At 63.0% G+C, this 24,337-nt stretch carries 20 protein-coding genes and 1 pseudogene; 3 read left to right on the plus strand and 18 right to left on the minus strand.

Annotation, left to right across the window (positions count from 1 at the left end; genetic code table 11):
• Positions 1 to 183 precede the first annotated feature (183 nt).
• Positions 184 to 1,224: pseudogene (locus tag ACF8RA_RS10525) on the plus strand (methyl-accepting chemotaxis protein); the annotation flags it as partial.
• 198 nt (positions 1,225 to 1,422) lie between these two features.
• Positions 1,423 to 2,127 (plus strand): methyl-accepting chemotaxis protein, encoded by a 705-nt coding sequence (locus ACF8RA_RS10530; RefSeq protein WP_392514121.1) that lies wholly within the window; start codon positions 1,423 to 1,425, stop codon positions 2,125 to 2,127.
• Positions 2,128 to 2,236: 109 nt separating this feature from the next.
• Here ACF8RA_RS10530 and ACF8RA_RS10535 read toward each other — a convergent pair whose 3' ends face one another.
• The 14 genes from ACF8RA_RS10535 to hutC all read right to left on the minus strand — a co-directional run bounded on the left by ACF8RA_RS10535 (position 2,237) and on the right by hutC (position 19,927).
• Entirely contained in the window at positions 2,237 to 2,971 is a 735-nt protein-coding gene (locus tag ACF8RA_RS10535; RefSeq protein ID WP_392519158.1) for an amino acid ABC transporter ATP-binding protein, read from the minus strand.
• Complete coding sequence (locus tag ACF8RA_RS10540; protein ID WP_209969536.1) at positions 2,964 to 3,926, minus strand: amino acid ABC transporter permease; 963 nt, start codon at positions 3,924 to 3,926, stop codon at positions 2,964 to 2,966. Before ACF8RA_RS10540 ends, ACF8RA_RS10535 begins: the two co-directional genes overlap by 8 nt.
• Positions 3,927 to 4,005: 79 nt before the next feature.
• Positions 4,006 to 4,803, minus strand: a complete 798-nt coding sequence (locus ACF8RA_RS10545; protein WP_033730273.1) for a transporter substrate-binding domain-containing protein — start codon at positions 4,801 to 4,803, stop codon at positions 4,006 to 4,008.
• 296 nt (positions 4,804 to 5,099) lie between these two features.
• Positions 5,100 to 7,673: a glucans biosynthesis glucosyltransferase MdoH gene (gene mdoH / locus ACF8RA_RS10550; RefSeq protein WP_176684824.1), complete on the minus strand. Its 2,574-nt coding sequence runs from the start codon at positions 7,671 to 7,673 to the stop codon at positions 5,100 to 5,102.
• On the minus strand, positions 7,666 to 9,387 hold the full coding sequence (locus ACF8RA_RS10555) for a glucan biosynthesis protein G (protein ID WP_392460880.1): 1,722 nt from the start codon (positions 9,385 to 9,387) through the stop codon (positions 7,666 to 7,668). Before ACF8RA_RS10555 ends, mdoH begins: the two co-directional genes overlap by 8 nt.
• Positions 9,388 to 9,650: 263 nt before the next feature.
• On the minus strand, positions 9,651 to 10,088 hold the full coding sequence (gene dtd / locus ACF8RA_RS10560) for a D-aminoacyl-tRNA deacylase (protein WP_176684823.1): 438 nt from the start codon (positions 10,086 to 10,088) through the stop codon (positions 9,651 to 9,653).
• Entirely contained in the window at positions 10,085 to 11,056 is a 972-nt protein-coding gene (gene pip, locus ACF8RA_RS10565) for a prolyl aminopeptidase (RefSeq protein WP_252461015.1), read from the minus strand. The genes dtd and pip overlap by 4 nt, the downstream gene beginning before the upstream one ends.
• 169 nt (positions 11,057 to 11,225) lie before the next feature.
• Entirely contained in the window at positions 11,226 to 12,029 is an 804-nt protein-coding gene (hutG, locus tag ACF8RA_RS10570) for an N-formylglutamate deformylase (protein ID WP_392519149.1), read from the minus strand.
• Between the two features lie 10 nt (positions 12,030 to 12,039).
• Positions 12,040 to 13,245, minus strand: coding sequence for an imidazolonepropionase (hutI, locus tag ACF8RA_RS10575; RefSeq protein ID WP_053870496.1), 1,206 nt, complete (start codon positions 13,243 to 13,245; stop codon positions 12,040 to 12,042).
• Between the two features lie 15 nt (positions 13,246 to 13,260).
• The gene (locus ACF8RA_RS10580; protein WP_176684820.1) at positions 13,261 to 14,664 is read right to left on the minus strand and encodes an amino acid permease; all 1,404 of its coding nucleotides are present in this window, start codon (positions 14,662 to 14,664) and stop codon (positions 13,261 to 13,263) included.
• Positions 14,665 to 14,817: 153 nt separating this feature from the next.
• On the minus strand, positions 14,818 to 16,350 hold the full coding sequence (gene hutH / locus ACF8RA_RS10585) for a histidine ammonia-lyase (RefSeq protein WP_176684819.1): 1,533 nt from the start codon (positions 16,348 to 16,350) through the stop codon (positions 14,818 to 14,820).
• Between the two features lie 107 nt (positions 16,351 to 16,457).
• Positions 16,458 to 18,131 carry a urocanate hydratase gene (gene hutU / locus ACF8RA_RS10590; RefSeq protein ID WP_176684818.1) on the minus strand — a complete coding sequence of 558 codons (1,674 nt, stop codon included), beginning with the start codon at positions 18,129 to 18,131 and terminating at the stop codon, positions 16,458 to 16,460.
• A 516-nt stretch (positions 18,132 to 18,647) separates the two neighbouring features.
• Positions 18,648 to 19,220 (minus strand): HutD family protein, encoded by a 573-nt coding sequence (locus ACF8RA_RS10595; RefSeq protein WP_392519150.1) that lies wholly within the window; start codon positions 19,218 to 19,220, stop codon positions 18,648 to 18,650.
• Complete coding sequence (hutC, locus tag ACF8RA_RS10600) at positions 19,217 to 19,927, minus strand: histidine utilization repressor (RefSeq protein WP_176684829.1); 711 nt, start codon at positions 19,925 to 19,927, stop codon at positions 19,217 to 19,219. The genes ACF8RA_RS10595 and hutC overlap by 4 nt, the downstream gene beginning before the upstream one ends.
• Positions 19,928 to 20,071: 144 nt before the next feature.
• Here hutC and ACF8RA_RS10605 point away from each other — a divergent pair, with 144 nt between their 5' ends.
• Entirely contained in the window at positions 20,072 to 21,436 is a 1,365-nt protein-coding gene (locus tag ACF8RA_RS10605; RefSeq protein WP_392519151.1) for a formimidoylglutamate deiminase, read from the plus strand.
• Positions 21,437 to 21,592: 156 nt separating this feature from the next.
• On the opposite strand, the gene ACF8RA_RS10610 is transcribed toward ACF8RA_RS10605, so the two are convergent.
• From ACF8RA_RS10610 to ACF8RA_RS10625, 4 genes are all read right to left on the minus strand, one after another.
• Positions 21,593 to 22,165 (minus strand): lipocalin family protein, encoded by a 573-nt coding sequence (locus tag ACF8RA_RS10610; protein ID WP_176684815.1) that lies wholly within the window; start codon positions 22,163 to 22,165, stop codon positions 21,593 to 21,595.
• Positions 22,162 to 22,416 (minus strand): outer membrane protein assembly factor BamE, encoded by a 255-nt coding sequence (gene bamE, locus ACF8RA_RS10615; protein ID WP_009681214.1) that lies wholly within the window; start codon positions 22,414 to 22,416, stop codon positions 22,162 to 22,164. The genes ACF8RA_RS10610 and bamE overlap by 4 nt, the downstream gene beginning before the upstream one ends.
• Positions 22,417 to 22,642: 226 nt before the next feature.
• Complete coding sequence (locus ACF8RA_RS10620; RefSeq protein WP_176684814.1) at positions 22,643 to 23,239, minus strand: DUF924 family protein; 597 nt, start codon at positions 23,237 to 23,239, stop codon at positions 22,643 to 22,645.
• A gap of 3 nt (positions 23,240 to 23,242) precedes the next feature.
• Positions 23,243 to 24,253 (minus strand): class 1 fructose-bisphosphatase, encoded by a 1,011-nt coding sequence (locus ACF8RA_RS10625; RefSeq protein ID WP_176684813.1) that lies wholly within the window; start codon positions 24,251 to 24,253, stop codon positions 23,243 to 23,245.
• Positions 24,254 to 24,337 lie beyond the last annotated feature (84 nt).

The following is a 24,337-nucleotide window of genomic DNA, read 5'->3' on the forward strand; positions in this document are numbered from 1 at the left end:
GCCGCTCGCCGTTGCCGCCGCCACCGTATTCGCGGGCAAACCCGCTCCTATGTATCCTACTGTTCGCGGCGAAATTTCCTACTTGATTATCAGGTCAAGTCCTACAGCTCCGCAGCCGATGGGCAGAGATGTGATGCCAGCCATGCGCCTGCATCCTTTCTCTCACTCGCTCGGAGATTCCCCATGCTTGGCTCCCTCAACCGCAAGCTCGGCAACATCAGTGTCGCCGCCAAGCTGGCCCTCGGCTTCGCCGTGGTCCTGCTGCTCACCCTGGCCACCACCATCACCGGCTGGCGTGCCCTGGATGGTGCCATCGTGCGCTCACAGCAACTCAGCGAAATAGGCCTGATCAACGACCTGACAAAAGACCTGCGCGCGGAACGCATCACCTACCGCGTGCTCAACGACGATGCCAGCAGAGCGCGCATCAGCAACATCCTCGACCAGCTCAACAGCATGCTGACCACCCTGCAGCAACGCAGCAACGTCGATGAGTCACGGCAGTTGCTGACAGAAAAAATGGCATTGTTGCAGAGCCTGCGCGACAACTTCAGCGAACTGCAGCGCAGCGTCGCCAGCCGTGTAGCCCTGCGCGAAGCCCTGCAGTCGCAGGAGCATGCACTCAGCGAGGCAATTGACGAACTGCAGACCCAGGCCTTGCTGAAAATGCCTGACGACAGTCAGCAAAGTGGTGTGCTGGGCCTGATGGATACCCTCAGCCGGCATGTCGAAGGTGCCAATCAGCAAAGCCTGGTTCCAGCCTACACCTTCGTCCCGGTCGAGGATTTTGCCAAAGTCGGTGATAACGCCCTGGACGCCGCCGACAGTAGCCTTGCGCAACTGCTTGAAGGCCTTGCGCCGCTGGGCTTGCCACGCGCCATCAGTGAGCAACCCGGTGTCGAGCTGAGCAAGTACCGCGCCAGCCTGGATCAGTACCGCCGCGCCGCCGTACGTGTCGAGCAGTTGCAGAACAACATGGAAAACATGGGCAACGAGCTGCGAACGGTGAGCCTCGAACTGGGCAAACGCAAGGTCGAGCAACGCGACAGTGAGGCCCTGGCCGCCCGGTCGCTGCTGACCAGTGTGGCACTGCTGGCAATGGTGGTAGGGGCGCTGGCCGCCTGGCTGATCACCTTGCAGATCACCCAGCCGCTGCGCCAGACGCTGGCTGTGGCCGCCCGCATCGCCAAGGGTGACCTGAGCCAGGTTGATACCGTGCAACGCCGCGACGAAATGGGCCAGCTGCAAACCAGCATGCGCGAGATGACCTTGAGCCTGCGCGAGCTGATCGGTGGCATCGATCAGGGTGTCGGTCAGCTGTCACAGGCCGCCACGCAGTTGGCGGCCAGTAGCGAAGACACCAAGCTGCGCATCAATCAGCAGCGCGAGGAAACCGACCAGGTGGCCACTGCCATGAACCAGATGAGCGCCACCGTGCAGGAAGTGGCACAGAACGCCGAACAAGCCTCGCTGGCCGCGACCAACGCAGACCAGCAGGCACAGGTGGGTGACCAGGTAGTAGCCGAAGCCATCGGCCGTATCGAACAACTGGCCGGGCAGATGGACCATTGCCTGGCGGCCATGCAGCACCTGGCAGGCGAGAGCCAGCGGATTGGCAGCATCCTCGATGTGATCAAGTCGGTGTCCGAACAGACCAACCTACTGGCGCTGAACGCGGCGATCGAAGCGGCACGGGCCGGTGAAGCCGGGCGTGGCTTTGCCGTGGTGGCCGATGAGGTACGCGGCTTGGCTCAGCGCACGTCGACGGCGACCGAGGAGATCGGCCAACTGATAGACAGTCTGCACAACGGTACCGACGAAGTGACCCGTTTGCTGGACAGCAGCAAGAGCCTGACCGAACAGAGCGTGGATCTGAGCCGTAGAGCCGGGCACGCGCTGAGCCAGATCACCGACACGGTGTCGAGCATTCAGGGCATGAACCAGCAGATCGCCACCGCCAGTGAAGAGCAGAGCGTGGTGGCCGAGCAGATCAACCGAAGCGTGATCAATGTGCGGGATGTTTCGGATCAGACCAGTGCGGCCAGTGAGCAGACGGCAGCCTCGAGTGGAGAGCTGGAGCATCTGGGGCAGCAATTGCGGGGGATGGTGGGGCGGTTCAGCATCTGACATCACGTCGCCCTCTTCGCGGGCAAGCCCGCGCCCACAGGTACAGCACCCCCTTCAAGGCAGTGATGGACATGCAGGGGCGGGCTTGCCCGTGAAGAAGCCGGCGCGGTTACAGCACCTGGCGCAGGAATGCCCGCGCACGCGGGTCTTTCGGCGCAGCGAAGAACGCCGCCGGGGCCGAATCTTCCAGCAGTTTGCCGTGATCGAAGAACAGCACGCGGTCGGCCACTTCACGGGCAAAGCCCATTTCGTGGGTGACGCAAACCATGGTCATGCCTTCCTGGGCCAGGGTCTTCATCACGTCCAGCACCTCACCGACCATTTCCGGGTCGAGCGCTGAGGTCGGCTCGTCGAACAGCATCACTTTCGGGTCCATGGCCAGGGCTCGGGCAATCGCTACCCGCTGCTGCTGACCGCCGGAAAGCCGGGACGGGAATTCGTTGGCCTTCTGCGCAATACCGACCTTTTCCAGCAGCGCCCGGGCCTTGGCCTCGCGGTCAGCCTTGTTGCGCTTGCGCACCACCTTCTGCGCCAGGCACAGGTTTTCCAGCACGGTCATGTGCGGAAACAGGTTGAAATGCTGAAACACCATGCCGACTTCGCGGCGATAGGCATTGATGTCGGTCTTGGGGTCGGCCAGTTGCAGGCCATCGATGGCCACATGGCCTTGATCGAAATGCTCCAGGCCGTTGAGGCAGCGCAGGAACGTCGACTTGCCCGACCCCGACGGGCCGAGCACCACCACCACTTCGCCCTTGGCGACCTGAGTGGTGACGTTATCCACAGCCCTTACCACCTGGCCACGGGTGTCGAAGACTTTCAGCAGGTCACGGACTTCAATCACTTTGCGCAAGCCTCCGCTCGAGCCGGCTGGCAATGTGCGACAGCGGCAGGTTGATCAGCAGGTACAGGCCTGCCACGCAGAACCAGATCTCGAAGGTTGAGAACGAGGTGGTGATGGCCTCACGGCCACTCTTGGTCAGTTCGGTGATGGCGATCACCGACACCAGCGAGGTGTCCTTGACCAGGCTGATGAACTGGCCGGCCAGGGGCGGCAGCACGCGCTTGAACGCCTGCGGCAGAATCACATGGCGCATCGACTGGCCAGCGTTCAGGCCCAGCGACCGCGCAGCCTCGTTCTGGCCCTTGGCGATCGACTGCACGCCAGCACGGACGATCTCAGCCACGTAAGCACCGGTGAACAATGCCAGTGCCGCCACCCCGGCAAACTCGCGGGACAGGTTGAGCACGGTGCCGATGAAGAAGTAGAAGATGAAGATCTGTACCAGCAGCGGCGTGCCGCGCACCAGTTCGACATACACGGTCGACAGGTCGCGCAGGGTCGGGTTGTTGGACAACCGGCACAATCCGGCGAACAGGCCGATCACCAGGCCCAGCGCCCCGGACACCACCGAGATCCACAAGGTGGTCCACAGGCCCCACGCAAGCGGGCCAGCGGCCCAGTGGCGGGTTACGCCAATCTGGTCGCCTTCGGCAACATCGTCGCCGCGGCTGAGTTGCAGGCTGTCCTTGGCCACATCGAGCACTTGCTCGGCACCACTTTCATCCTTCAGCGTGACGCGGGCGTTGTCACCGGAGATGACGATTTCCTGCACAGTGCCGTAACCGGCAGCGCGTTGTGCGTCCTCGGCCTTGTAGGCGAAGTACTGCGGTACGCGGTTCCAGCGCCACTCGTAGGAAATCATCGAGGTGGCCATGTAAAGGCTGAGCGCCAGGCCCACCAGGACCAGGGCGGTCAACCCATGCCAGGGCCACTGGGCTTTCTTGTGTTTGATCACGTGGGGTACTTCCGTAAATGCGAACGCGCAGGGTTTGCCTGCGCGTCGGGGTCATAAAGCCGGGCTTGTGGCCTGGGCCTTATTCCATTTCCTTCAGCCAGTCCTTGTTCTTGAACCACTTGTCGTGAATACGATCGTAGGTCCCGTCGTGCTTGATCTGGTGCAGGAAGTTGTTGATGAAGTTGATGCTGTCGTAGTCGCCCTTCTTCAGGCCGAAGGCCAGCGGCTCGTAGGTGAAGGGCTCGTCGAGGAACAGCAGCTTGCCGGCGCCGGCTTTATCTACCGCCACCACGTTGTACGGTGCGTCATAGACAAAGGCGTCAGCCTTGCCGTTGACCACGTCCATGACCGCTTCCTGTTCGTTGTCGTAGCCGTGGTACTTGGCTTTGCTGATCAGCTTCCTGGCGACCATTTCACCTGTGGTGCCCAGCTTGGAAGTGAGGCGGTACTTCTCGTTGTTCAGGTCTTTGTACGACTTGATCTCGCCAGCCAGTTCCTTGCGGATCAGCAGGGTCTGACCAACCACGATGAAGGGTTCGCTGAAGTTCAGACGCAGGTTGCGCTCCTGGGTCAGGGTCATGCCGCTGCCGATCATGTCGAACTTGTCGGTCAGCAGGGCCGGGATGATGCCGTCATAGGCGGTGGACACAGCCTCGAACTTGACGCCCATGGACTTGGCCATGGCCTTGAGGATATCGACTTCGAAGCCGATGATTTCGCCACGTTTGTTGGTCATCTGGAACGGCATGTAAGTCGGGTCCATGCCCACCCGCAGGGTGCCGCGCTTGACCGCGTCATCGATGGCGCCCGCCTGGGCCGCAGTCACGGCGACCAGGGCGGTCACACCGACCAGCAGTCGCGAAAGGTATTTCTTGATCATCACCAAGTCCCCTAGCAATAAAAGTAGCGAATCTTATTGTGTTGGCACGGCCGTACTGGCCGAAGCGTCGTATCGGAGAGGGATGCTAACGCATGGCGGCCCGAGGACCTAGAGCCGCGGGGGGACTTTGTTGGCCAAAATGGGGGGCTAGGGCAAAAAGCTTCGCGGGTGAACCCGCTCCTACAAGGGAATGCGTATCCCTGGTAGGAGCGGGTTCACCCGCGAAGAGGCCCTGTCAGGTACCCTTTAGGATCAGGTCCATCGGGGCGTCGATCCGCCGCGAACAGGCCCGATCAGGCGCCGACGAGGCTCGGTTGGCCTGCGTTTTCCGGATGCAACGGCAACAGCGGCGAATGCGGGTCATTGTTGATCGACGCACGCCACACATCGATCCATGCCGCATTGTGCTCGGCCCACACCTGCTCGTGCAGGCGGCTCAGTGCCACCGGATCGCTGAGCAGGGCCAGGCGCGTATTGAGGTCCAGGCCTTTCGGCCCGACTTCAATCGCCTTGGCAACGCGCTCGGCACGCAACGCTTCGATCGGTGCCGCCTGGCCATGGCGGGCAGTGGCCATGGCGCAGGCCAGGGCATTCTGCCGCGGGTCGACCACGGCCCGCACGAAGCCATCATGCAAGGCATGCCAGCGGTTTTCGTGGGTGTACTGGTCGGTCGCCAGCAGCTCTTGTGGGGTGGCGTATTCCTCGGGGATGAGGAACAGCTTCTCGTCCTTGGCCGCCAGGCCCAGGCGGGTGCGGCTGGAAATCACCGATACCGGGATCGACAGCACCAGCGAACCGACGATAGGCGCCAGCCACCACAGGAAGCTCGGGTTCAACCACGCCACCAGTGCGGCCCAGGCAATGCCCAGCAGCGTCTGCGGGCCATGCCGGCGCACGGCTTCGCCCCACGGCGTGGAGTCGTCGTCACGCTGCGGCGAATTCCAGGTCGCAGCCCAGCCGAGGAACGCGGCCAGCACGAAGCGGGTGTGGAAGATCATGCGGACCGGTGCCAGCAACATGGAGAACAGCATCTCCATCAGCATCGACAAGGTGACCTTGACTCGCCCACCGAACTCGACGGCGCCCTTGGCCCAGATCAGGATGACGCTAAGCAGCTTGGGCAAGAACAGCAGCACGATGGTGGTGGAGAACAGCGCCACAGCCTTCTCCGGGTGCCACTGCGGCCACAGCGGGTAAAGCTGGTACGGCTCGATGAAATACTGCGGCTCCATCAGCGTGTTGGTCGCCAACAGTGCTGTCGACAGCACCAGGAACAGGAACCACAGCGGCGCCGACAGGTAAGACATCACCCCCGTGAGGAACACCGCACGGTGAACCGGGTGCATGCCCTTGACCAGGAACAGGCGGAAGTTCATCAGGTTGCCGTGGCACCAGCGGCGGTCGCGCTTGAGCTCGTCGAGCAGGTTTGGCGGCAGTTCTTCGTAGCTGCCCGGCAAGTCGTAGGCAATCCACACGCCCCAGCCGGCACGGCGCATCAGCGCAGCTTCGACGAAGTCATGGGAAAGGATGGCACCGGCGAACGCGCCCTTGCCCGGCAACGGCGCCAGGGCGCAGTGCTCGATGAACGGCTTCATGCGGATGATCGCATTGTGGCCCCAGTAGTGCGACTCACCCAACTGCCAGAAGTGCAGACCGGCAGTGAACAGTGGGCCGTACACGCGGGTAGCGAACTGCTGCATACGTGCATACAGGGTGTCCATGCCCGAGGCTTTCGGCCCGGTCTGGATGATGCCGGCGTCCGGGTTGGCCTCCATCAGGCGCACCAGGCTGCTCAGGCACTCGCCGCTCATGACACTGTCGGCGTCGAGTACAACCATATACTTGTACTCGCCACCCCAGCGACGGCAGAAGTCGTCGAGGTTGCCGCTCTTGCGCTTCACCCGGCGCCGACGGCGGCGGTAGAAGATGCGACCAAAGCCTTTGGTTTCGCGGCACACATCCAGCCAGGCCTGTTGCTCGGCCACGGCAATGTCAGTGTCGTTGGTGTCGCTGAGCACAAAGAAGTCGAAACGGTCGAGGTTGCCGCTGGCGGCCACCGACTCGAACGTTGCGCGCAGGCCGGCGAACACCCGCGGCACGTCTTCGTTGCAGATCGGCATCACCAGCGCGGTGCGCGCCTCGGGCGCGATCGGCTCGTTGCCTGCACTGCTGCCCGAAATCTTGTATTTGTCGCGCCCGGTGAGCAGCTCGAGGAAGCCCATCAGCGCGGTCCAGAAGCCCGCCGACACCCAGCAGAACAGGATGCCGAAGAGGATCAGGATGGAAGTCTGCAGGGCATACGGCCACACCTGCACCACCGTGTCCCACAGCGACTGGCTGAGGATTTCGTCGAGGTCGACGAACGACCAGCCCTGATACGGCAGGATGCCTTTCATGTACCAGCCGGCGACGATAGTCTGGCCGATCATCAGCGCCAGCAGGATGTAACGGCGGATCGAGCCGACCGTGCGCCAGCGGGCCGGTGGCAGTTCGCGTTTGGGCGGCTGCGGGGCGTTGGTGCGGCCGGTCATGCGTCGCCACATGCGGATCAACACATTGGTGCGCCACGGCTCGGGCACAACCTTGGTGCGCTTGATCGGCGGGGCAATCTTCAGGCACAGGCGGCCGCTGCCATCGACGCCGAGCATTTCGGCGTCTTCAAGTTCGGCGGCGCTGCCCACGGTCAGGCGCGGGCCCACCGAGGCCTGCACGGCCTCGGCAGAGCTGGCGGCCGGTTTGGCCGCCAAGCGTTGGTGCAGCTCACTGAACGAAGTGCAGCTGGCAAGTTCAGCCCGCTGCTCGTCGGTCAGAGGTAGGTGGGCCAGGTACTCGCCAAGCGACTCCGGCCTTGCGCTTGAGTTACTCATCGGCAGGCAACTGATAGCTCCAGGTCTCGGTCAACACCTTCTCGGTGGTGGCCGGTGCCCCGTTGGTGGACGCCGCATCGGCGGCAGGTTGTTCGGCCTTGACGGCTTTCTCGGCCTTGGCATGCTTGGCTGCGGCCTTGTCCTGCTTGGCGTCCTGGGCAGGCTTGGCGGGCTCGACCGGTACATCACGCACCAGCGCGGCACGCATTTCGGTCAATTTGTTGGCTTCCTTGACCTTCAAGCGCAGGGTCAGGCGCCAGCCCTTGGTCTCAGGGTTATAGCGCAGATTGTTCTCGACCACCTCGGCATTGTCGCCCACGCTGATCTGGCTACGCACGGCGGTGTCTTCCGGCAGGGCGGCCAGGGCCGGGCCGGCGAAGTCGACCAGGAACGCCACACTGCCGTCTGGCTGGCGGATCAGGTTGGATTGTTTGACGTCACCGGTGGAACGCAGGGTCTGCTTGACCCAGCCCAGATCAGGGGCCTGGAACTTCGGCTCGTCAATGGTCCAGTGCATACGGTAGGCGTACTCGAACGGTTTACCTGGCTCCGGCAGTTTCTCCGGGCTCCAGAAGGCCACGATGTTGTCGTTGGTCTCGTCGGCGGTCGGGATTTCGACCAGGTCCACGCTACCCTTGCCCCAGTCACCCTTCGGCTCGATCCAGGCGCTTGGGCGCTTCTGGTAGTTGTCGTCGAGATCTTCGTAGTCGCTGAACGCGCGCTGACGCTGCATCAGGCCGAAACCACGCGGGTTCTCGACGCTGAAGTTGCTCACGGCCAGGTGTTTCGGGTTGTTCAGCGGGCGCCACAGCCACTCGCCATTGCCGGCGTGAATCGACAGGCCTTCGGAATCGTGCAGTGCCGGGCGGTAGTTGAGCACCTTGGACGGCTGATTGGGGCCGAACAGGTACATGCTGGTCAGCGGCGCAATGCCCAAGCGGCTGACATGCTCACGCAGGAACACGCGGGACTGCACGTCGACCACGGTATCGTTGCCCGGACGCAGGATCAGCTTGTAGGCGCCGGTGGAGCGCGGCGAATCCAGCAGCGCGTAGATCACCAGGTGCTTGTCGGCTGGCTTGGGTTTTTCAACCCAGAACTCGGTGAAGCGCGGGAACTCTTCGCCCGATGGCAGTGCGGTGTCGATGGCCAGGCCACGGGCAGACAGGCCGTACACATGGCCCTTGCCGACTACGCGGAAATAGCTGGCGCCAAGCAGGGTCATGATCTCGTCCTGCTTGTCAGCCTTGTTGATCGGGTACAGCACGCGGAAACCGGCGTAACCGAGGTTTTTGGTGGTTTCCGGGTCGTGCGGCACGTCACCGAACTCGAAGCGGTCCGGGTCGTACTTGATTTCCCGGACCTTGGTGGCGGTGACCTCGTTGATTTTCACCGGGGTGTCAAAGTGCATGCCCTGATGATAGAACGACAGTTTGAACGGAGTCTTGTCCTTGGCCCACTCGGCCTTTTCCTGCAGGAACCGGATTTTCTGGTAGTCCGCAAACTTCATGTCGCGGAACACGGCCGGCAGGTTGCTTTTTGGTGCGTCGTACTTCTGGCCGGCCAGATCCTTTGCCTTGGCTGCAACATCGTCAAGATTGAATGCCCACAGCTGGCCCGCGCTCATCAGGCCAACCATAGCCACACTGGCCATCAGCGCCTTGCGCAGCCGAACGCCGGGGATTCTTGATGCTTTTTGGGGACTAACAATCACGAGCAACCCTCGCCGAAAACAGATCATGAAACCAACGGCCAGCGACAAATGCCGGGTTGGCGAGCACTGTTCGGACCCCGTGAGGGCGTAATGATTCCCCAAACGGATCCAGACAATGCTCGAGTCAGAGTGAAACGGACCTGCGAACGCAGGTCCATGCAGCGCGCGATTATCCAGCAGGTTGCGTGACAACGCATCAGGCTGGAGCAACTATTTATCGTACAAAACCCCTTGTTTTCCTGCGAACAAAGGGGTTTTTGACCTCATATTTGTAACATAAATGTTACAGGGCCATCATTGACCAGGTGCACCTGCATGTCCGCACCGAAGCGGCCGCTGGCCACGTCGGCGTGCTGAGCCTTTGCCTGTTGCAAAAGATAGTCGAACAACTCGGCGCCGAGGGCCGGTGGCGCCGCTGTCGAGAAGCTTGGGCGCATGCCGTTGCGGGTGTCGGCCGCCAAAGTGAACTGTGACACCAGTAGCAGGCCACCCCCGACATCCTTGAGCGACAGGTTCATCTTGCCCTGCTCGTCACTGAATACACGGTAGTTCAGCAGCTTGTGCAACAGCTTATCGGCCTGTTCGCGGGAATCGTCAGGCTCGACCGCCACCAGCACCAGCAACCCCTGGTCGATGGCACCGACCACCTCCCCCGCCACCTCAACCCGCGCACCGCGCACGCGCTGCAACAGGCCCTTCATGCTTCTTCCAGGGGCAGGTCGAGCAGGCGTCGGGCCATCTGGTCGGCGGCACGCACCAGGGCATCGGTGATGCCAGGCTCGGAAGCCGCGTGACCGGCGTCACGGATCACTTTCAGCTCACTGTTCGGCCAGGCCTGGTGCAACGCCCAGGCGTTGTCCAGTGGGCAGATCACATCGTAGCGCCCATGCACGATCACCGCCGGCAAGTGGGCGATCTTGGGCAGATCACGGATCAGCTGGTCTGGTTCGAGGAAGGCGTTGTTCATGAAGTAGTGGCATTCGATGCGAGCGATCGACAGCGCCCGCTGCGGTTCGGAAAACCGGTCGACCACCAGCGGGTTGGGACGCAGGGTGGCGGTACGGCCTTCCCAGGTGGACCACGCCTTGGCGGCGTGCATCTGGGCGATCTGGTCGTTACCGGTCAGGCGCTTGTGGAAGGCCCTGACCAGATCGTCGCGCTCCTCCGGTGGAATCGGTGCGATGTAGTCCTGCCAGTAGTCGGGGAACAGGCGGCTGGCGCCTTCCTGGTAGAACCACTCGATTTCCTGCGGCCGGCACAGGAAGATGCCACGCAGGATCAGGCCATGCACACGTTCGGGGTGAGCCTGAGCGTAGGCCAGGGCCAGGGTCGAGCCCCAAGAGCCACCAAACAGCACCCACTTGTCTATGCCAAGGTGTTCGCGAATACGCTCCAGGTCTTCGACCAGGTGCCAGGTGGTGTTGTTCTCCAGGCTCGCATGGGGCGTGGAGCGGCCACAGCCGCGCTGGTCGAAGGTGATGATGCGGTACAGGTTGGGGTCAAAGTAGCAGCGGCTCTGGGCGTCGCAGCCAGCGCCCGGGCCTCCGTGGATGAACACCACGGGCAGACCTTCCGGCGAGCCGCTTTCGTCGACATAAAGCACATGCGGCGCTTCCACGGCCAGATCGTGCCGGGCGTAGGGTTTGATCTGCGGGTAGAGGGTCTGCATTGCGCACTCCGTGTGAGGATTATTCGGCCGTGGGCCATCATAAACCTGAATTGCGCTTTCAGCACCGTCCTTGCTGACGCGTTCGAACGGCGCGAATTGACCATTGCGCCGATTTCCAGCCACTGCCCGTCACGATGCCTGGCGACGCCGATAGCGTCGCCTCCTCCACTCAACGTCTGTAACGCTCATCACCCCAAGCCAGCAGCGCTTGCAGCAGCTGCTTCAAGACCGCTTGCGTCGGTTGCGCCAGGTTTTCCCGGTAGGAAAACGGCTCGACTTCCTCCATATAGGTGCTTTGCGCCAGCTCCAGTTGCACAGCATGGATATGGTTGGCCGGGTCGCCATAATGCCGGGTGATGTACCCGCCTTTGAACCGACCGTTGAGCACATGGCTGTAACCTTGCATCCCGGCGCACACACCCTGCAGCCGCTCAGCCAGTGCCGGATCGCAACTGGCGCCGTTGAAAGTACCCAGGTTGAAGTCCGGCAACTTGCCATCGAACAGGTGCGGGATCAGCGAACGGATCGAATGGGCATCCCACAGCAGCGCATAGCCAAACTGCTCACGCAAGCGGTCCAGTTCACGACGAATGGTGGCGTGATAAGGACGCCAGATCTGCTCCAGATAGCGTTTACGTTCTTCGCCAGACGGCGCCAGCCCATCCTTGAACAGGGGTTCGCCACCGAACAACGTCGCCGGGTACAAGCCCGTGGTGGCGCCGGCGTACAGTGGCTTGTCGTCGTCCGGCCGGTTCAGGTCGATGACGAAGCGTGAATACTCTGCAGCCACCACGCTGGCGCCCATGTCACGGGCAAAGTCGTACAGCTGCGGGATGTGCCAGTCGGTGTCCGGCAAGCTTTGCGCCTGGTCGACCAGGCCGTCGCGCACGGCATCGCTCAGGCGCAGGCCAGCGTGCGGCATGCTGATCAGCAGCGGCAGGCGACCTTGGTGAAAACTCAGTACCTTGTCCATCGTGCCTCGCTCAGTTGGAGATTTCATGGCCCATGCGCACTACACGCTTGGGCAGGTCGCCACCCAGCCAGTAGGCCAGGTCGGCGGGGCGTTCGATCTGCCAGGCGACGAAGTCGGCCACCTTGCCCACTTGCAGCGAGCCGTGGCTGTCACCCAGGCCCAGCGCCGTGGCAGCGTGGACCGTAACGCCGGCCAGGGCCTCTTCCGGCGTCATGCGGAAGCAGGTGCAGCCCATGTTCAGCATCAACCGTAGCGACAACCCTGGCGAGGTGCCGGGGTTAAGGTCGCTGGCCAGGGCAATCTTCACCCCGTGCCGACGCAATGCATCCATTGGCGGCAGCTGGGTTTCACGCAGAAAGTAGAAGGCTCCCGGCAGCAGCACGGCGACTGTGCCGGCGTTTGCCATGGCCATGGCGTCTTCCTCTGTCATGAACTCCAGGTGGTCAGCCGACAGTGCCTGGTAACGCGCGGCCAGGCTTGAGCCGTGCAACGATGACAGCTGTTCGGCATGCAGCTTGACCGGCAGGCCCAGTTCGCGTGCCTTGATGAACAGTCGCTCGACCTGGGCCGGCGAGAACGCGAGGTGTTCGCAGAAGGCATCCACCGCATCTACCAGGCCTTCGGCGGCCAGGGCCGGCAACATTTCATCACAGATGTGCGCGATGTAGTCATCGGCCCGGGCTGCGTACTCCGGGGGCAAAGCGTGCGCTGCCAGGCACGTGGCACGCACCGTCAGCGGCAGCTCGTCAGCCAGGCGCCGGGCCACTCGCAGCATCTTGCGCTCGTTGGCCAGGTCCAGGCCGTAGCCGGACTTGACCTCGATGGTGGTCACGCCATCGCGCATCAGTGCCTGAACGCGCTGGCGAGCACTGGCGAACAACTCGTCTTCGCTGGCCGCACGGGTAGCCCGCACAGTGCTGGCGATACCGCCACCCTGTGCGGCGATTTCGGCATAGCTCACGCCCTGCAGGCGCTGCTCGAACTCGCCGCTGCGGTTGCCGCCGAACACCGCATGGGTGTGGCAGTCGATCAGCCCAGGGGTGACCCAGGCACCACCCAGGTCAACCGTGCGGTCAGCTTCGACGGGCGCCAGCTCGGCGCGCGGGCCTATCCACTCGATCAGCCCGGCGCTGGTGACGATCGCCGCATCCTCGATGGCCGAGTAGCGGCCGTCGGCCATGGTTGCAACATGGCAATGCTGCCAGAGGGTTCTCATGCACAATCTCCTATGCTAGCGGTGCAGCTCGGCCGGCTCCGCTACCGGCTGGCCCTGCCCTGCGCGCGGCTTGCACCACAGCAGGTAGGACGCCACCAGGAACACCACCCAGAGCACGCCGACGATCAATGCCGCCTGGGTGTCCGGGAAGTAGCCGAGCACGCCAAAGATGAACACCATGAATGCAATGGCCATGGCCGGGCCGTATGGCCAGAACGGAACCGGAAACTTGAGCTGGGCCACTTGCTCGCGGCTCATGCTGCGGCGCATGGCTACCTGGGTGAGCAGGATCATCAGCCACACCCACACCGTGGCGAAGGTGGCGATCGAGGCAATCAGCAGGAACACATTTTCCGGGATCAGGTAGTTGAGCAATACGCCGATCAACAGCGCAGCGCCCATCACCACGACGGTCATCCACGGTACGCCATGCTTCGACAACTTGCTGAAACCGCGCGGGGCGTGGCCTTGCTGGGCCAGGCCATACATCATGCGGCCAGCACCAAAGATGTCGCTGTTGATGGCAGAGATGGCAGCGGAAATCACCACGACGTTCAGCACGGCAGCGGCAGAGCCGATGCCCAGGTTGCTGAAGATCTGCACGAACGGGCTGCCCTGGCTGCCGATCTGCGGCCAGGGGTACAGGCACATCAGCACGAACAGGGTAAGCACGTAGAACAGCAGGATACGCAGCGGCACCGCGTTGATTGCTTTGGGAATGACGCGCTGCGGGTCCTTTGCCTCACCGGCGGTGACCCCGATGATCTCGATACCGCCGAAGGCGAACATCACCACGGCAAACGACGCAATCAAGCCACCCACGCCGTTAGGCATGAAGCCGCCATGGTCGAACAGGTTGCTCATGCCCACGGCATGCCCGGTACCCACCTGGCTGAAACCGAAGGCCATGATGCCGAGGCCGGCCAGGATCATCGCCACGATGGCGCCGACCTTGAGCAGCGACAGCCAGAATTCCATTTCGCCGAATACCTTGACGTTGCACAGGTTGAGGCCGCCGATCAGGAAAACGATGCCCAGCACCCAGATCCAGCGGGCTACCTCCGGGAACCAGAAGCCCATGTAGATACCGAACGCGGTGACGTCGGCGATGGCGACGATGACCATCTCGAAAGCGTAGGTCCAGCCGAGGATGAAGCCAGCCATTGGGCCGAGGTAGGTCGTGGCGTAGTGGCCGAAGGAGCCGGCCACCGGGTTGTGCACGGCCATTTCGCCAAGGGCGCGCATGACCATGAACACGGCAGCGCCGCCGATCAGGTAGGCCAGCAGCACGGCCGGGCCTGCCATCTGGATGGCCGAGGCCGAGCCGTAGAACAGGCCGGTGCCGATGGCGGAGCCAAGGGCCATGAAACGGATGTGGCGGGCACTTAACCCGCGCTTGAGACCTTGAGCTTGTTGCATGTCACGTCCTTGAATTGTTTTTGTGGTCGTGAGATTGAGGGGCTGCTGCGCAGCCCATTCACGGGCAGGCCCGCTCCTACATGGATTTGCCTATCGCAATTTGTGTAGGAGCGGGCTTGCCCGCGAAGGGCCGCCAAGCGGCCCCAAGGGGCATCACAGGCTTGGCAGCACACCCGTCGGCAGCAAGCCGGTCAGACTACCCTTGGCCAACAGTTCCACGGCCTTCTCGATATCCGGCGCGAAGAAACGGTCACGGTCGTAGTGCGGCACCTCGCTGCGCAGCGCCTGGCGCGCCTGCTCCAGTTTGGCCGAAGTCTTCAGGCCTTTGCGCAGGTCCAGGCCCTGGCAAGCGCCCAGCCATTCGATGGCCAGCACGCCACGGGTGTTTTCGGCCATTTCCCACAGGCGCTTGCCGGCCGCCGGGGCCATCGACACGTGGTCTTCCTGGTTGGCCGAAGTTGGCAGGCTGTCGACGCTGTGCGGGTGCGACAATGCCTTGTTCTCGCTGGCCAGGGCGGCAGCGGTGACCTGGGCGATCATGAAGCCGGAGTTGACCCCGCCGTTTTCTACCAGGAACGGCGGCAGCTGGGACATGTGCTTGTCCATCATCAGCGAGATGCGGCGCTCGCTGAGCGAGCCGATTTCAGCGATGGCCAGGGCCAGGTTGTCGGCGGCCATGGCCACCGGTTCGGCGTGGAAATTGCCGCCGGAGATCACATCACCTTCGGCAGCGAACACCAGCGGGTTGTCCGACACGGCGTTGGCTTCGATGCCCAGTACCTCGGCGGCCTGGCGCAGCTGGGTCAGGCAGGCACCCATGACCTGCGGCTGGCAGCGCAGCGAGTACGGGTCCTGGACCTTGTCGCAGTTCTTGTGCGACAGCGACACTTCACTGGAGTCGCCCAGCAGGTCGCGGAAGCAGGCCGCGGTGTCAATCTGGCCACGCTGGCCACGCACTTCGTGGACACGCGCATCGAACGGCGAACGCGAACCCAGCGCAGCTTCGACGCTCAGGCCGCCGCAGGCGATGGCTGCGGCATACAGGTCTTCGGCCTGGAACAGGCCACGCAAGGCATAGGCGGTGGAAGCCTGAGTCCCATTGAGCAGGGCCAGGCCCTCTTTGGCGGCCAGGGTCAGCGGTTCAAGGCCGGCAATCGCCAAGGCTTCGGTGGCCGGCAGCCACTGGCCCTTGTAGCGGGCCTTGCCTTCGCCCAGCAGCACCAGCGACATATGCGCCAGCGGTGCAAGGTCACCGGAGGCGCCTACCGAGCCTTTCAGCGGGATGTGCGGGTAGACTTCGGCGTTGACCAAGGCAATCAGCGCGTCGATGACTTTGCGGCGGATGCCGGAGAAGCCACGGCTGAGGCTGTTGATCTTCAGCACCATGATCAACCGCACCAGGTCGTCATCCAGCGGCGCGCCGATGCCGGCGGCGTGGGACAGCACCAGCGAACGCTGCAGGTTTTCCAGGTCATGGCTGGCGATGCGGGTCGAGGCCAGCAGGCCGAAACCGGTGTTGATGCCATAGGCAGTGCGGTCTTCGGCAATGATCTGTTCGACGCAGGCGACGCTGGCGTCGATGGCCGGCGCGGCGCTGGCATCTAGTTGCAGGCGCACGGGCGCGGCGTGAATCGCACGCAGCTGGGCCAGGGTCAGGGTGCCAGGCTTGAGGGTGAGTTCGGTCACTTTGCTACTCCAATCGCGTAGAGCCGCAGGCCCGTATCCAGGTGCCTGCGCGCTCCTTCTTGTTGTTCAGTATCACCCCTTGTGGGGTGCGGTCCAAAGCGAGGCGATCAACCAGTGATCATCGGCAGGTCCAGGCCCTGCTCCTTGGCGCAATCGATGGCGATGTCGTAACCGGCATCGGCGTGGCGCATGACGCCTGTCCCTGGGTCATTGGTCAGTACCCGGGCGATGCGCTCGGCGGCCTCATCGGTACCGTCGCAGACGATGACCATGCCCGAGTGCTGCGAGAAGCCCATGCCCACGCCACCGCCATGGTGCAGCGACACCCAGGTGGCTCCACCTGCGGTGTTCAGCAGGGCGTTGAGCAGCGGCCAGTCGGAAACAGCGTCCGAACCATCACGCATGGCCTCGGTTTCGCGGTTCGGGCTGGATACCGAGCCGGAATCGAGGTGGTCACGGCCGATCACCACCGGTGCCGACAGCTCGCCGCTGCGGACCATTTCGTTGAAGGCCAGGCCCAGCTTGGCGCGAAGGCCCAGACCCACCCAGCAGATACGTGCCGGCAGGCCCTGGAAGCTGATGCGCTCGCGGGCCATGTCCAGCCAGCGGTGCAGGTGGGCGTCGTCAGGGATCAGTTCCTTGACCTTGGCGTCGGTCTTGTAGATGTCCTCGGCTTCACCGGACAGCGCCGCCCAGCGGAACGGGCCGACACCGCGGCAGAACAGTGGGCGGATGTAGGCCGGGACGAAGCCTGGGAAGTCGAAGGCATTGGCCACGCCCTCTTCCTTGGCCATCTGGCGGATGTTGTTGCCGTAGTCGAAGGTCGGGATGCCCTGCTTCTGGAAGTCCAGCATGGCCTGTACGTGCACGGCCATCGACTGTTTGGCGGCCTTGACCACTGCAGCCGGTTCGGTCTGCGCACGGTCGCGGTACTGCTCCCAGGTCCAGCCGGCAGGCAGGTAGCCGTTGAGTGGGTCGTGGGCGCTGGTCTGGTCGGTGACCATGTCCGGGCGCACGCCACGTTTGACCAGTTCTGGGAGGATTTCGGCGGCGTTGCCGTGCAGGGCGATGGAGATGGCCTTGCCTTCGGCGGTGTACCTGGCGATGCGTGCCAGGGCGTCGTCGAGGTCAGTGGCCTGCTCGTCGACGTAGCGGGTTTCCAGGCGGAAGTCGATGCGGCTCTGCTGGCATTCGATGTTCAGCGAGCAAGCCCCGGCCAGGGTCGCGGCCAGTGGCTGCGCGCCGCCCATGCCGCCCAGGCCAGCGGTGAGTACCCACTTGCCTTTCAGGCTGCCGCCGTAGTGCTGGCGACCGGCTTCGACGAAGGTTTCATAGGTGCCCTGGACGATGCCCTGGCTGCCGATGTAGATCCAGCTGCCGGCGGTCATCTGGCCGTACATGGCCAGGCCCTTGGCGTCCAGTTCGTTGAAGTGTTCCCAGTTGGCCCAGTGCGGCACCAGGTTGGAGTTGGCGATCAGGACGCGCGGTGCGTTGCTGTGGGTCTTGAACACACCGACCGGCTTGCCCGACTGCACCAGCAGGGTTTCGTCGTCTTCCAGGCGGGTCAGGGTTTCAACGATCTTGTCGTAGCAGGCCCAGTTGCGCGCAGCGCGGCCGATACCGCCATATACCACCAGCTCTTTCGGGTTTTCCGCGACCTGTGGATCGAGGTTGTTCATCAGCATGCGCAGTGGCGCTTCGGTCAGCCAGCTTTTGGCGGTCAGCTTGTTGCCACGTGGGGCACGGATTTCAACGTCACGGTATTTGTTGTTGTCGGTCACGGGAAAGGTCCTCTGCGGTCGTCCGCGGGCGGGTATGTCGTGGTCAATATACAAACACACCTTTACTTGTATGTACAAGCATGGACAACCAAAATAATCGGACCTTGCCGTTCCTACCTTGACTTCTTGGGGGTAAAGCGAGCGCCGGTCCGGCTTGAGTTCTGCGGCGGTGCGTAGATCGAGCGCCGGTCCGGCTTAAGTTCTGCGGCGGTGCGTAGATCGAGCGCCGCCCGCGCGGCGCTTCGCGGGTAAACCCGCTCCTACGTTTGTTTCGGGCCAATTATACCTGTGGGATTTGCGCGCGAACGCCTTGGTGCCTATCTCGATATCGCGTCGTACCAAAAAGGCGGTCGCGCGCGCCAGGCACAGGATGGACTGGCCTGAAACAAACGTAGGAGCGGGTTTACCCGCGAAGCGCCGCGCGGGCGGCGCTCGATCTCACAGGCGCAGAATGTGTCGAGGCGGACACCTGGCGGCGCTCGATCTCACAGGCGATAAAAACCTACAGCCAGACCCTCAGCACTCAATCAGTTCGATCAGGCAGAACCGCCCCTGAACCTCCAGCCCAAGCAATTCGTCATTGCCATCCAGCCGCAAGCAGTCGAACAACCCCAACCGCTGCGTCTCGCGCCCGGAAATAGTGACTTCGACCAGGCTGCAGGCAGCAAACAACAACACCGTCGACGCCGAGCTGTACACCCGGCTGGTGCCATCCAGCCACTGCAACCGCGCCCGATATCGCTGCGGCGAATAGATCAGATTGAAATCGCGGATCGGCCCGCCCAGCAACTTGCAGCTGACCTGGTTCTCGCCGCTGAAGGCAAACGCATCGAACGCCAGCAATGGCCGGCTGGCCTGGCCGTCGACCAGCAGCCGCATGCCGTCGCCCTGCAGCACGGTGATGATCCGTTGGTAACCGACGAAGGCGGAAAAGCCGCCCGACTCCTCGATATCGGCAATCGACAGACGCCAGCCAAAACCGTCCAGGCCCTCGCCACTGTCGCGGGTAATCTCTTCGGTGAAACCGCCACCGTTCTTCCACGGCATGCGCGGGTAATCGTGCGCACGCATCAACTGCAGCTGACTCATTTGCTGAAACGTCCTTCCAGGCGATGACGGGAACCGGGGTGGATCAGCCGTGCAGCGGTCACCGGCTGACGACCGGACCAGGTGCGACGACGAATCAGCAGGCAAGGCTCGCCCTGCTCGATCTGCAACAGGCGGCATTCTTCCGGCTCGGCCAGGATCGCCTCGACCACGTGCTCGCCTTCGGTCAACGGCGCCACCTGGGACAGGTAGGCGTAAGGCGTCTGCCGAGTAAAGTCCTGCTTGAGGTAGTCGGGGGCGATGGCCGCGTTGACGTAACGGTCCTCGATCTGCACCGGCACGCCATTCTCGAAATGCACAATCAGCGAATGGAACACCCGCTGACCTTCACGCATGTCCAGAGCCAGCGCCCGTTCGGAGCCGGCCGCTTCTTCGGCAAGCGTGATCACCTGGCAGCTGTGCTGATGGCCACGCGCGGCGATTTCGTCAGCGATGTTGTTGACCTCGAACAGCGCCGAACGGCCCTTGGGCTCGGCCACGAAGGTACCGACCCCTTGCATGCGCACCAGCAGGCCTTCGGCGGTGAGTTCACGCAGGGCGCGGTTGATGGTCATGCGGCTGAAGCCCAGCTCGTTGACCAGCTCGCTCTCGGAGGGTACCCGGTGATGCGGTGGCCAGCTGCCGTTGTCGATCTGCTGGATGATCATCTGTTTGACCCGGGCGTAGAGCGGCGCCGGGCCCTCGCCCATCTGGGCAACCAGCGCGGAGACAGGAGGTGTCGGCACGGCGATGGATCCTTGTGCAAATGAAATGAGCGGTAGCTTGCCGCAGTTTACCCGGCAGGCAAACGCCTGTATATGTATATACAAGTTAACAATAACAGGATTCCACCGATGTCTGCCTACTTCGCCGAACGCGCCCTGCTACCTACGGGCTGGGCCAGCCATGTGCGTATCGAGGTCGCCAGCGATGGCCATGTGGCCAGCATCGCGCCAGGCGCTTCGGCCGAAGGCGCCGAGCGCCTGGCCGGCCCGCTGCTGCCCGGCATGCCCAACCTGCACTCACATGCCTTCCAGCGCGCCATGGCAGGCCTGGCGGAAGTTGCCGGCAACCCCAACGACAGTTTCTGGACCTGGCGCGAGCTGATGTATCGCCTGGTCGGGCAGATCAGCCCACAGCAGCTTCAGGTCATCGCCCGCCAGTTGTACATCGAGATGCTCAAGGCCGGCTACACCTCGGTGGCCGAATTCCATTACGTGCACCACGACCAGGCTGGCAAGCCCTACGCCGACCCGGCCGAACTGTCGCTCCGCATCAGCGCGGCTGCGGCCGATAGCGGCATTGGCCTGACCTTGCTGCCGGTGCTGTACAGCCATGCAGGCTTTGGCGGCCAGGCGCCGAACGACGGGCAGCGGCGCTTCATCAACTCCACTGAACAGTACCTGCAGTTGCAAGCGCAACTCGCCCCGCTGCTGGCCGCGCAACCCGCGCAGCACCTGGGCCTGTGCTTCCACTCGCTGAGGGCGGTCACGCCTGGGCAGATCGCCGAAGTGCTGGCGGCCAGCGACAGGCAGTGCCCGGTGCATATCCACATCGCCGAACAGCAGAAGGAAGTCGACGACTGCCTGGCCTGGAGCGGCCTGCGCCCGCTGCAGTGGCTGTATGAGCACGTAGACGTGGACCGCCGCTGGTGCCTGGTACACGCTACCCATGCCGAACCGGACGAAGTAACTGCCATGGCCCGCAGCGGCGCGGTGGCCGGGTTGTGCCTGACCACCGAAGCCAACCTGGGCGACGGGACTTTCCCGGCAGTGGATTTCCTGGCACAGGGCGGGCGCATGGGTATTGGCTCGGACAGCCATGTGTCGTTAAGCGTGGTGGAGGAACTGCGTTGGCTGGAATATGGTCAGCGCCTGCGGGATCAACGGCGCAACCGCCTGTATCGCGGCGACCAGCCGATGGTCGGGCGCACGCTGTATGACGCGGCGCTGGCCGGTGGTGCGCAGGCGCTGGGGCAGGCGGTCGGCGAGCTGGCGGTGGGCAAGCGCGCCGATTGGCTGGTGCTCGATGGGCAGGACCCGTACATCGCCATGGCGGAGGGTGACGCCATTCTCAACCGCTGGCTGTTTGCCGGCGGCGATCGCCAGGTACGCGATGTGATGGTGAATGGGCAGTGGGTGGTGCGCCAGGGGCGGCATGCGCAAGAAGAAGAAAGCGGGCGGGCGTTTGCCGAGGTGTTGCGCCAGCTTTTAGGCTGAGGGTACCGGGGCTGCGTTGCAGCCCTTCGCGGGCAAGCCCGCTCCCACAGGTTGGTGGACTGCCCCACAAAGCGTCTTGGGGGTAGCCCAGGGTTCAGCGCAGAACCTGTGGGAGCGGGCTTGCCCGCGAAGGGTTGCCACGCAACCCTAAAAAACTCAGTGCATCTTTACTATTTGCTGATCGGACGCCCGCCAGATCAAGCGGCTGGTGTCATACCCCTGCTGCCGCGCCCTGGACAGCAAGTTCTCGCGCTCCCAGGCCGGCAGTGTCGGCGTGCGCGACAGAATCCAAAGGTATTTGCGGTCCGGGCTGCCGACGATGGCCGTACGGTAGTGGTCGTCCACATAAAGAATCCAGTACTCACCCCGCGCCACGCCTGGCACCAGCTTGGTGAACCAGTTATCGAACTCGACCCAAAGCTTGTCGGTGTGCCCCGGCTCCTGGATATTCGCATGCCCTTCGGCGCGCAGCCATTCATCACCCATGGTGCGGCAGCGGTTGAGCACGCCATAACTGCCATCAGGCTTGAGGTTGTAATGCGCCTCGGACTGCTCGCAGCCTTCCTGGTAGCGCATGGGCAGGCGCGCCAGCTCGTACCATTTGCCCTGGTAGCGCTTGAGGTCGACATGGCCGGCGGTTTTAGGTGCCAGCGGGTCGTGCGAGGAACCTGCACAACCGCCCAGCAGCAACGCCAGGCATACCCCCATCAGCAGGTACGCACGCCTCATTTGAGACCCTGCCCGGAGTACATCAGCACCTTGTCAGCTGCGTACTGCACGCTGATGAAGCTCTTCTCGTCCCCCCAGGTGCAGCTGCTCATGCCCAACGCGCCAGAACACTCGGTCGGCGTGCCGAGCAACTGCTCGACCTCGGCCTTGCTCATACCGGCCTTGATCTTGGAATAGTTTTCCTGGTTGATCTTGCTGCAGGCAGTCAGAACGACGCACAGCGACAACAGGGCGAGGGAACGCAACGACATGAAGGGACACTCCTGAAAGATGATACAGGCGAGTGGCCTGCAGTGACCTTCGACGTGAAAATCCCTCCCAGGTTCCCTGCCCCACCCCCCTTGCCCCTACACCATTGGTCGGATGGCCACTACTGTGCGATTAATCACAAAGCATTAGTCATACGCCCAATAAAAAGGCCGCCCCTGTTGGAGCGGCCTTGCGTCGCGATGGCCTGCACAGCAGGCCTCCTGGGCGTCAGAACCTGGACCCAGGCTCCAGCAAAAAGTCCATCTCTTCACTGGTACTCGGCCGCTCCAGCACCAGGTTGCGGTGCGGGAAACGCCCGAACCGGGCAATTACCCGCTGGTGCTGCTCGGCATAGTCGAGGAAGCCTTCGAACAGCCGGCGGTTGGCCTCGGGCTGTTCGTCCAGCAGCATTTGATAGCGTTCCACGCACAGGTTCTGCCAGTCCAGCACTTCGGCATGCTCCAGCACCAGCAGCACGAACACCCGCTGGATCGGCAGCAGCTGGTAGTCCCAGCCCTTCTGCAGGCCCTGCATGGCCACCACCTGGGCACGCCGGTCGCCCTCGAAGGCACGCGGCGTGTCGCGGTAGATCATGCGTGGCAGTTGGTCCAGCAAAATCAGCAGGCCCAGCCAGCCCTGCGGACTTTGCTGCCACTCCTCGAGCCCACCCGCCAGGGCGTGCTCGACGAGATCGCCAAACAGCGCATAGGCGTCGGCATCGTGATGCTTGCCGAACCACAGCGTGCTCTTCTCGTCAGCCACGGCCTGGGCACTGGTGCCCCAACCGAACCACCACTCCAGCAACGGCTGCCAAGGTGCGAGCATGACTTACTCCTTGTGGTAGGCGGTGACGCGCTCGACCTCTTCCTTCGAGCCGAGAATCACCGACACGCGCTGGTGCAGGCTTTCTGGCTTGATGTCGAGGATGCGATCGTAACCGTTGGTGGAAGCGCCGCCGGCCTGTTCGATGATGAACGACATCGGGTTGGCTTCGTACATCAGGCGCAGCTTGCCCGGCTTGCTTGGTTCGCGGGCGTCACGTGGGTACATGAACAGGCCGCCACGGGTCAGGATGCGGTGCACGTCGGCCACCATCGAGGCGATCCAGCGCATGTTGTAGTTCTTCTTCAGCGGGCCGGTCTCGCCTGCCAGCAGTTCGCCCACATAGCGCTGTACCGGGGCTTCCCAGTGGCGCTGGTTGGACATGTTGATGGCGAACTCGGCAGTGGTTTCCGGTACGCGGATGTTTTCGTGAGTCAGCACGAAGCTGCCCAGTTCGCGATCCAGGGTGAAGCCCTTGACGCCATTGCCCAGGGTCAGGACCAGCATGGTTTGCGGGCCGTAGATGGCGTAACCGGCAGCAACCTGCTCGGTACCTGGCTGCAGGAACGCTTCTTCGTTGAGGCTTTCGTTCTGGCTCAGGTACTGGTTAGGGCAACGCAGAACCGAGAAGATGGTACCGACCGACACGTTGACATCGATGTTCGACGAACCGTCCAGCGGGTCGAAGACCAGCAGGTAGGCGCCTTTCGGGTACCTGCCCGGGATCTGGTAGGCGTTGTCCATTTCTTCGGAAGCCATGCCAGCCAGGTGGCCGCCCCACTCGTTGGCTTCCAGCAGGATATCGTTGGAAATCACGTCCAGTTTCTTCTGGACCTCGCCCTGCACGTTTTCAGTGCCCATGCTGCCCAGCACACCACCGAGGGCGCCCTTGGACACGTGATGGCTGATTTCCTTGCACGCACGCGCTACCACTTCGATCAGGAAGCGCAGATCGGCAGGGGTATTGTTGCTGCGGGTCTGCTCAATCAGATAGCGACTCAGGGTAACGCGGGACATGTATGGCTCCGAACGGATTGGGGGGGATGAAAAACCCCCGCAGTTTACAGGGAGAGTGACAGGCTAGCGAGTGATGAGACTCGC

The sequence above is a fragment of the Pseudomonas sp. FYR_5 genome, from assembly GCF_043106315.1.
In the GTDB taxonomy this organism is placed as follows: domain Bacteria; phylum Pseudomonadota; class Gammaproteobacteria; order Pseudomonadales; family Pseudomonadaceae; genus Aquipseudomonas; species Aquipseudomonas putida_Y.

Excerpts from the sequence above, each read along its gene's own strand:
- pip (WP_252461015.1), bottom strand. The coding sequence starts at position 11,056 with ATGCAGACCCTCTACCCGCAGATCAAACCCTACGCCCGGCACGATCTG.
- ACF8RA_RS10595 (WP_392519150.1), bottom strand. The coding sequence starts at position 19,220 with ATGAGTCAGCTGCAGTTGATGCGTGCGCACGATTACCCGCGCATGCCG.
- ACF8RA_RS10580 (WP_176684820.1), bottom strand. The coding sequence starts at position 14,664 with ATGCAACAAGCTCAAGGTCTCAAGCGCGGGTTAAGTGCCCGCCACATC.
- dtd (WP_176684823.1), bottom strand. The coding sequence starts at position 10,088 with ATGAAGGGCCTGTTGCAGCGCGTGCGCGGTGCGCGGGTTGAGGTGGCG.
- ACF8RA_RS10610 (WP_176684815.1), bottom strand. The coding sequence starts at position 22,165 with ATGAGGCGTGCGTACCTGCTGATGGGGGTATGCCTGGCGTTGCTGCTG.
- ACF8RA_RS10620 (WP_176684814.1), bottom strand. The coding sequence starts at position 23,239 with ATGCTCGCACCTTGGCAGCCGTTGCTGGAGTGGTGGTTCGGTTGGGGC.
- bamE (WP_009681214.1), bottom strand. The coding sequence starts at position 22,416 with ATGTCGTTGCGTTCCCTCGCCCTGTTGTCGCTGTGCGTCGTTCTGACT.
- hutI (WP_053870496.1), bottom strand. The coding sequence starts at position 13,245 with ATGAGAACCCTCTGGCAGCATTGCCATGTTGCAACCATGGCCGACGGC.
- ACF8RA_RS10605 (WP_392519151.1), top strand. The coding sequence starts at position 20,072 with ATGTCTGCCTACTTCGCCGAACGCGCCCTGCTACCTACGGGCTGGGCC.
- hutG (WP_392519149.1), bottom strand. The coding sequence starts at position 12,029 with ATGGACAAGGTACTGAGTTTTCACCAAGGTCGCCTGCCGCTGCTGATC.
- hutC (WP_176684829.1), bottom strand. The coding sequence starts at position 19,927 with ATGGGCGAGGGCCCGGCGCCGCTCTACGCCCGGGTCAAACAGATGATC.
- mdoH (WP_176684824.1), bottom strand. The coding sequence starts at position 7,673 with ATGAGTAACTCAAGCGCAAGGCCGGAGTCGCTTGGCGAGTACCTGGCC.
- ACF8RA_RS10625 (WP_176684813.1), bottom strand. The coding sequence starts at position 24,253 with ATGTCCCGCGTTACCCTGAGTCGCTATCTGATTGAGCAGACCCGCAGC.
- ACF8RA_RS10530 (WP_392514121.1), top strand. The coding sequence starts at position 1,423 with ATGAGCGCCACCGTGCAGGAAGTGGCACAGAACGCCGAACAAGCCTCG.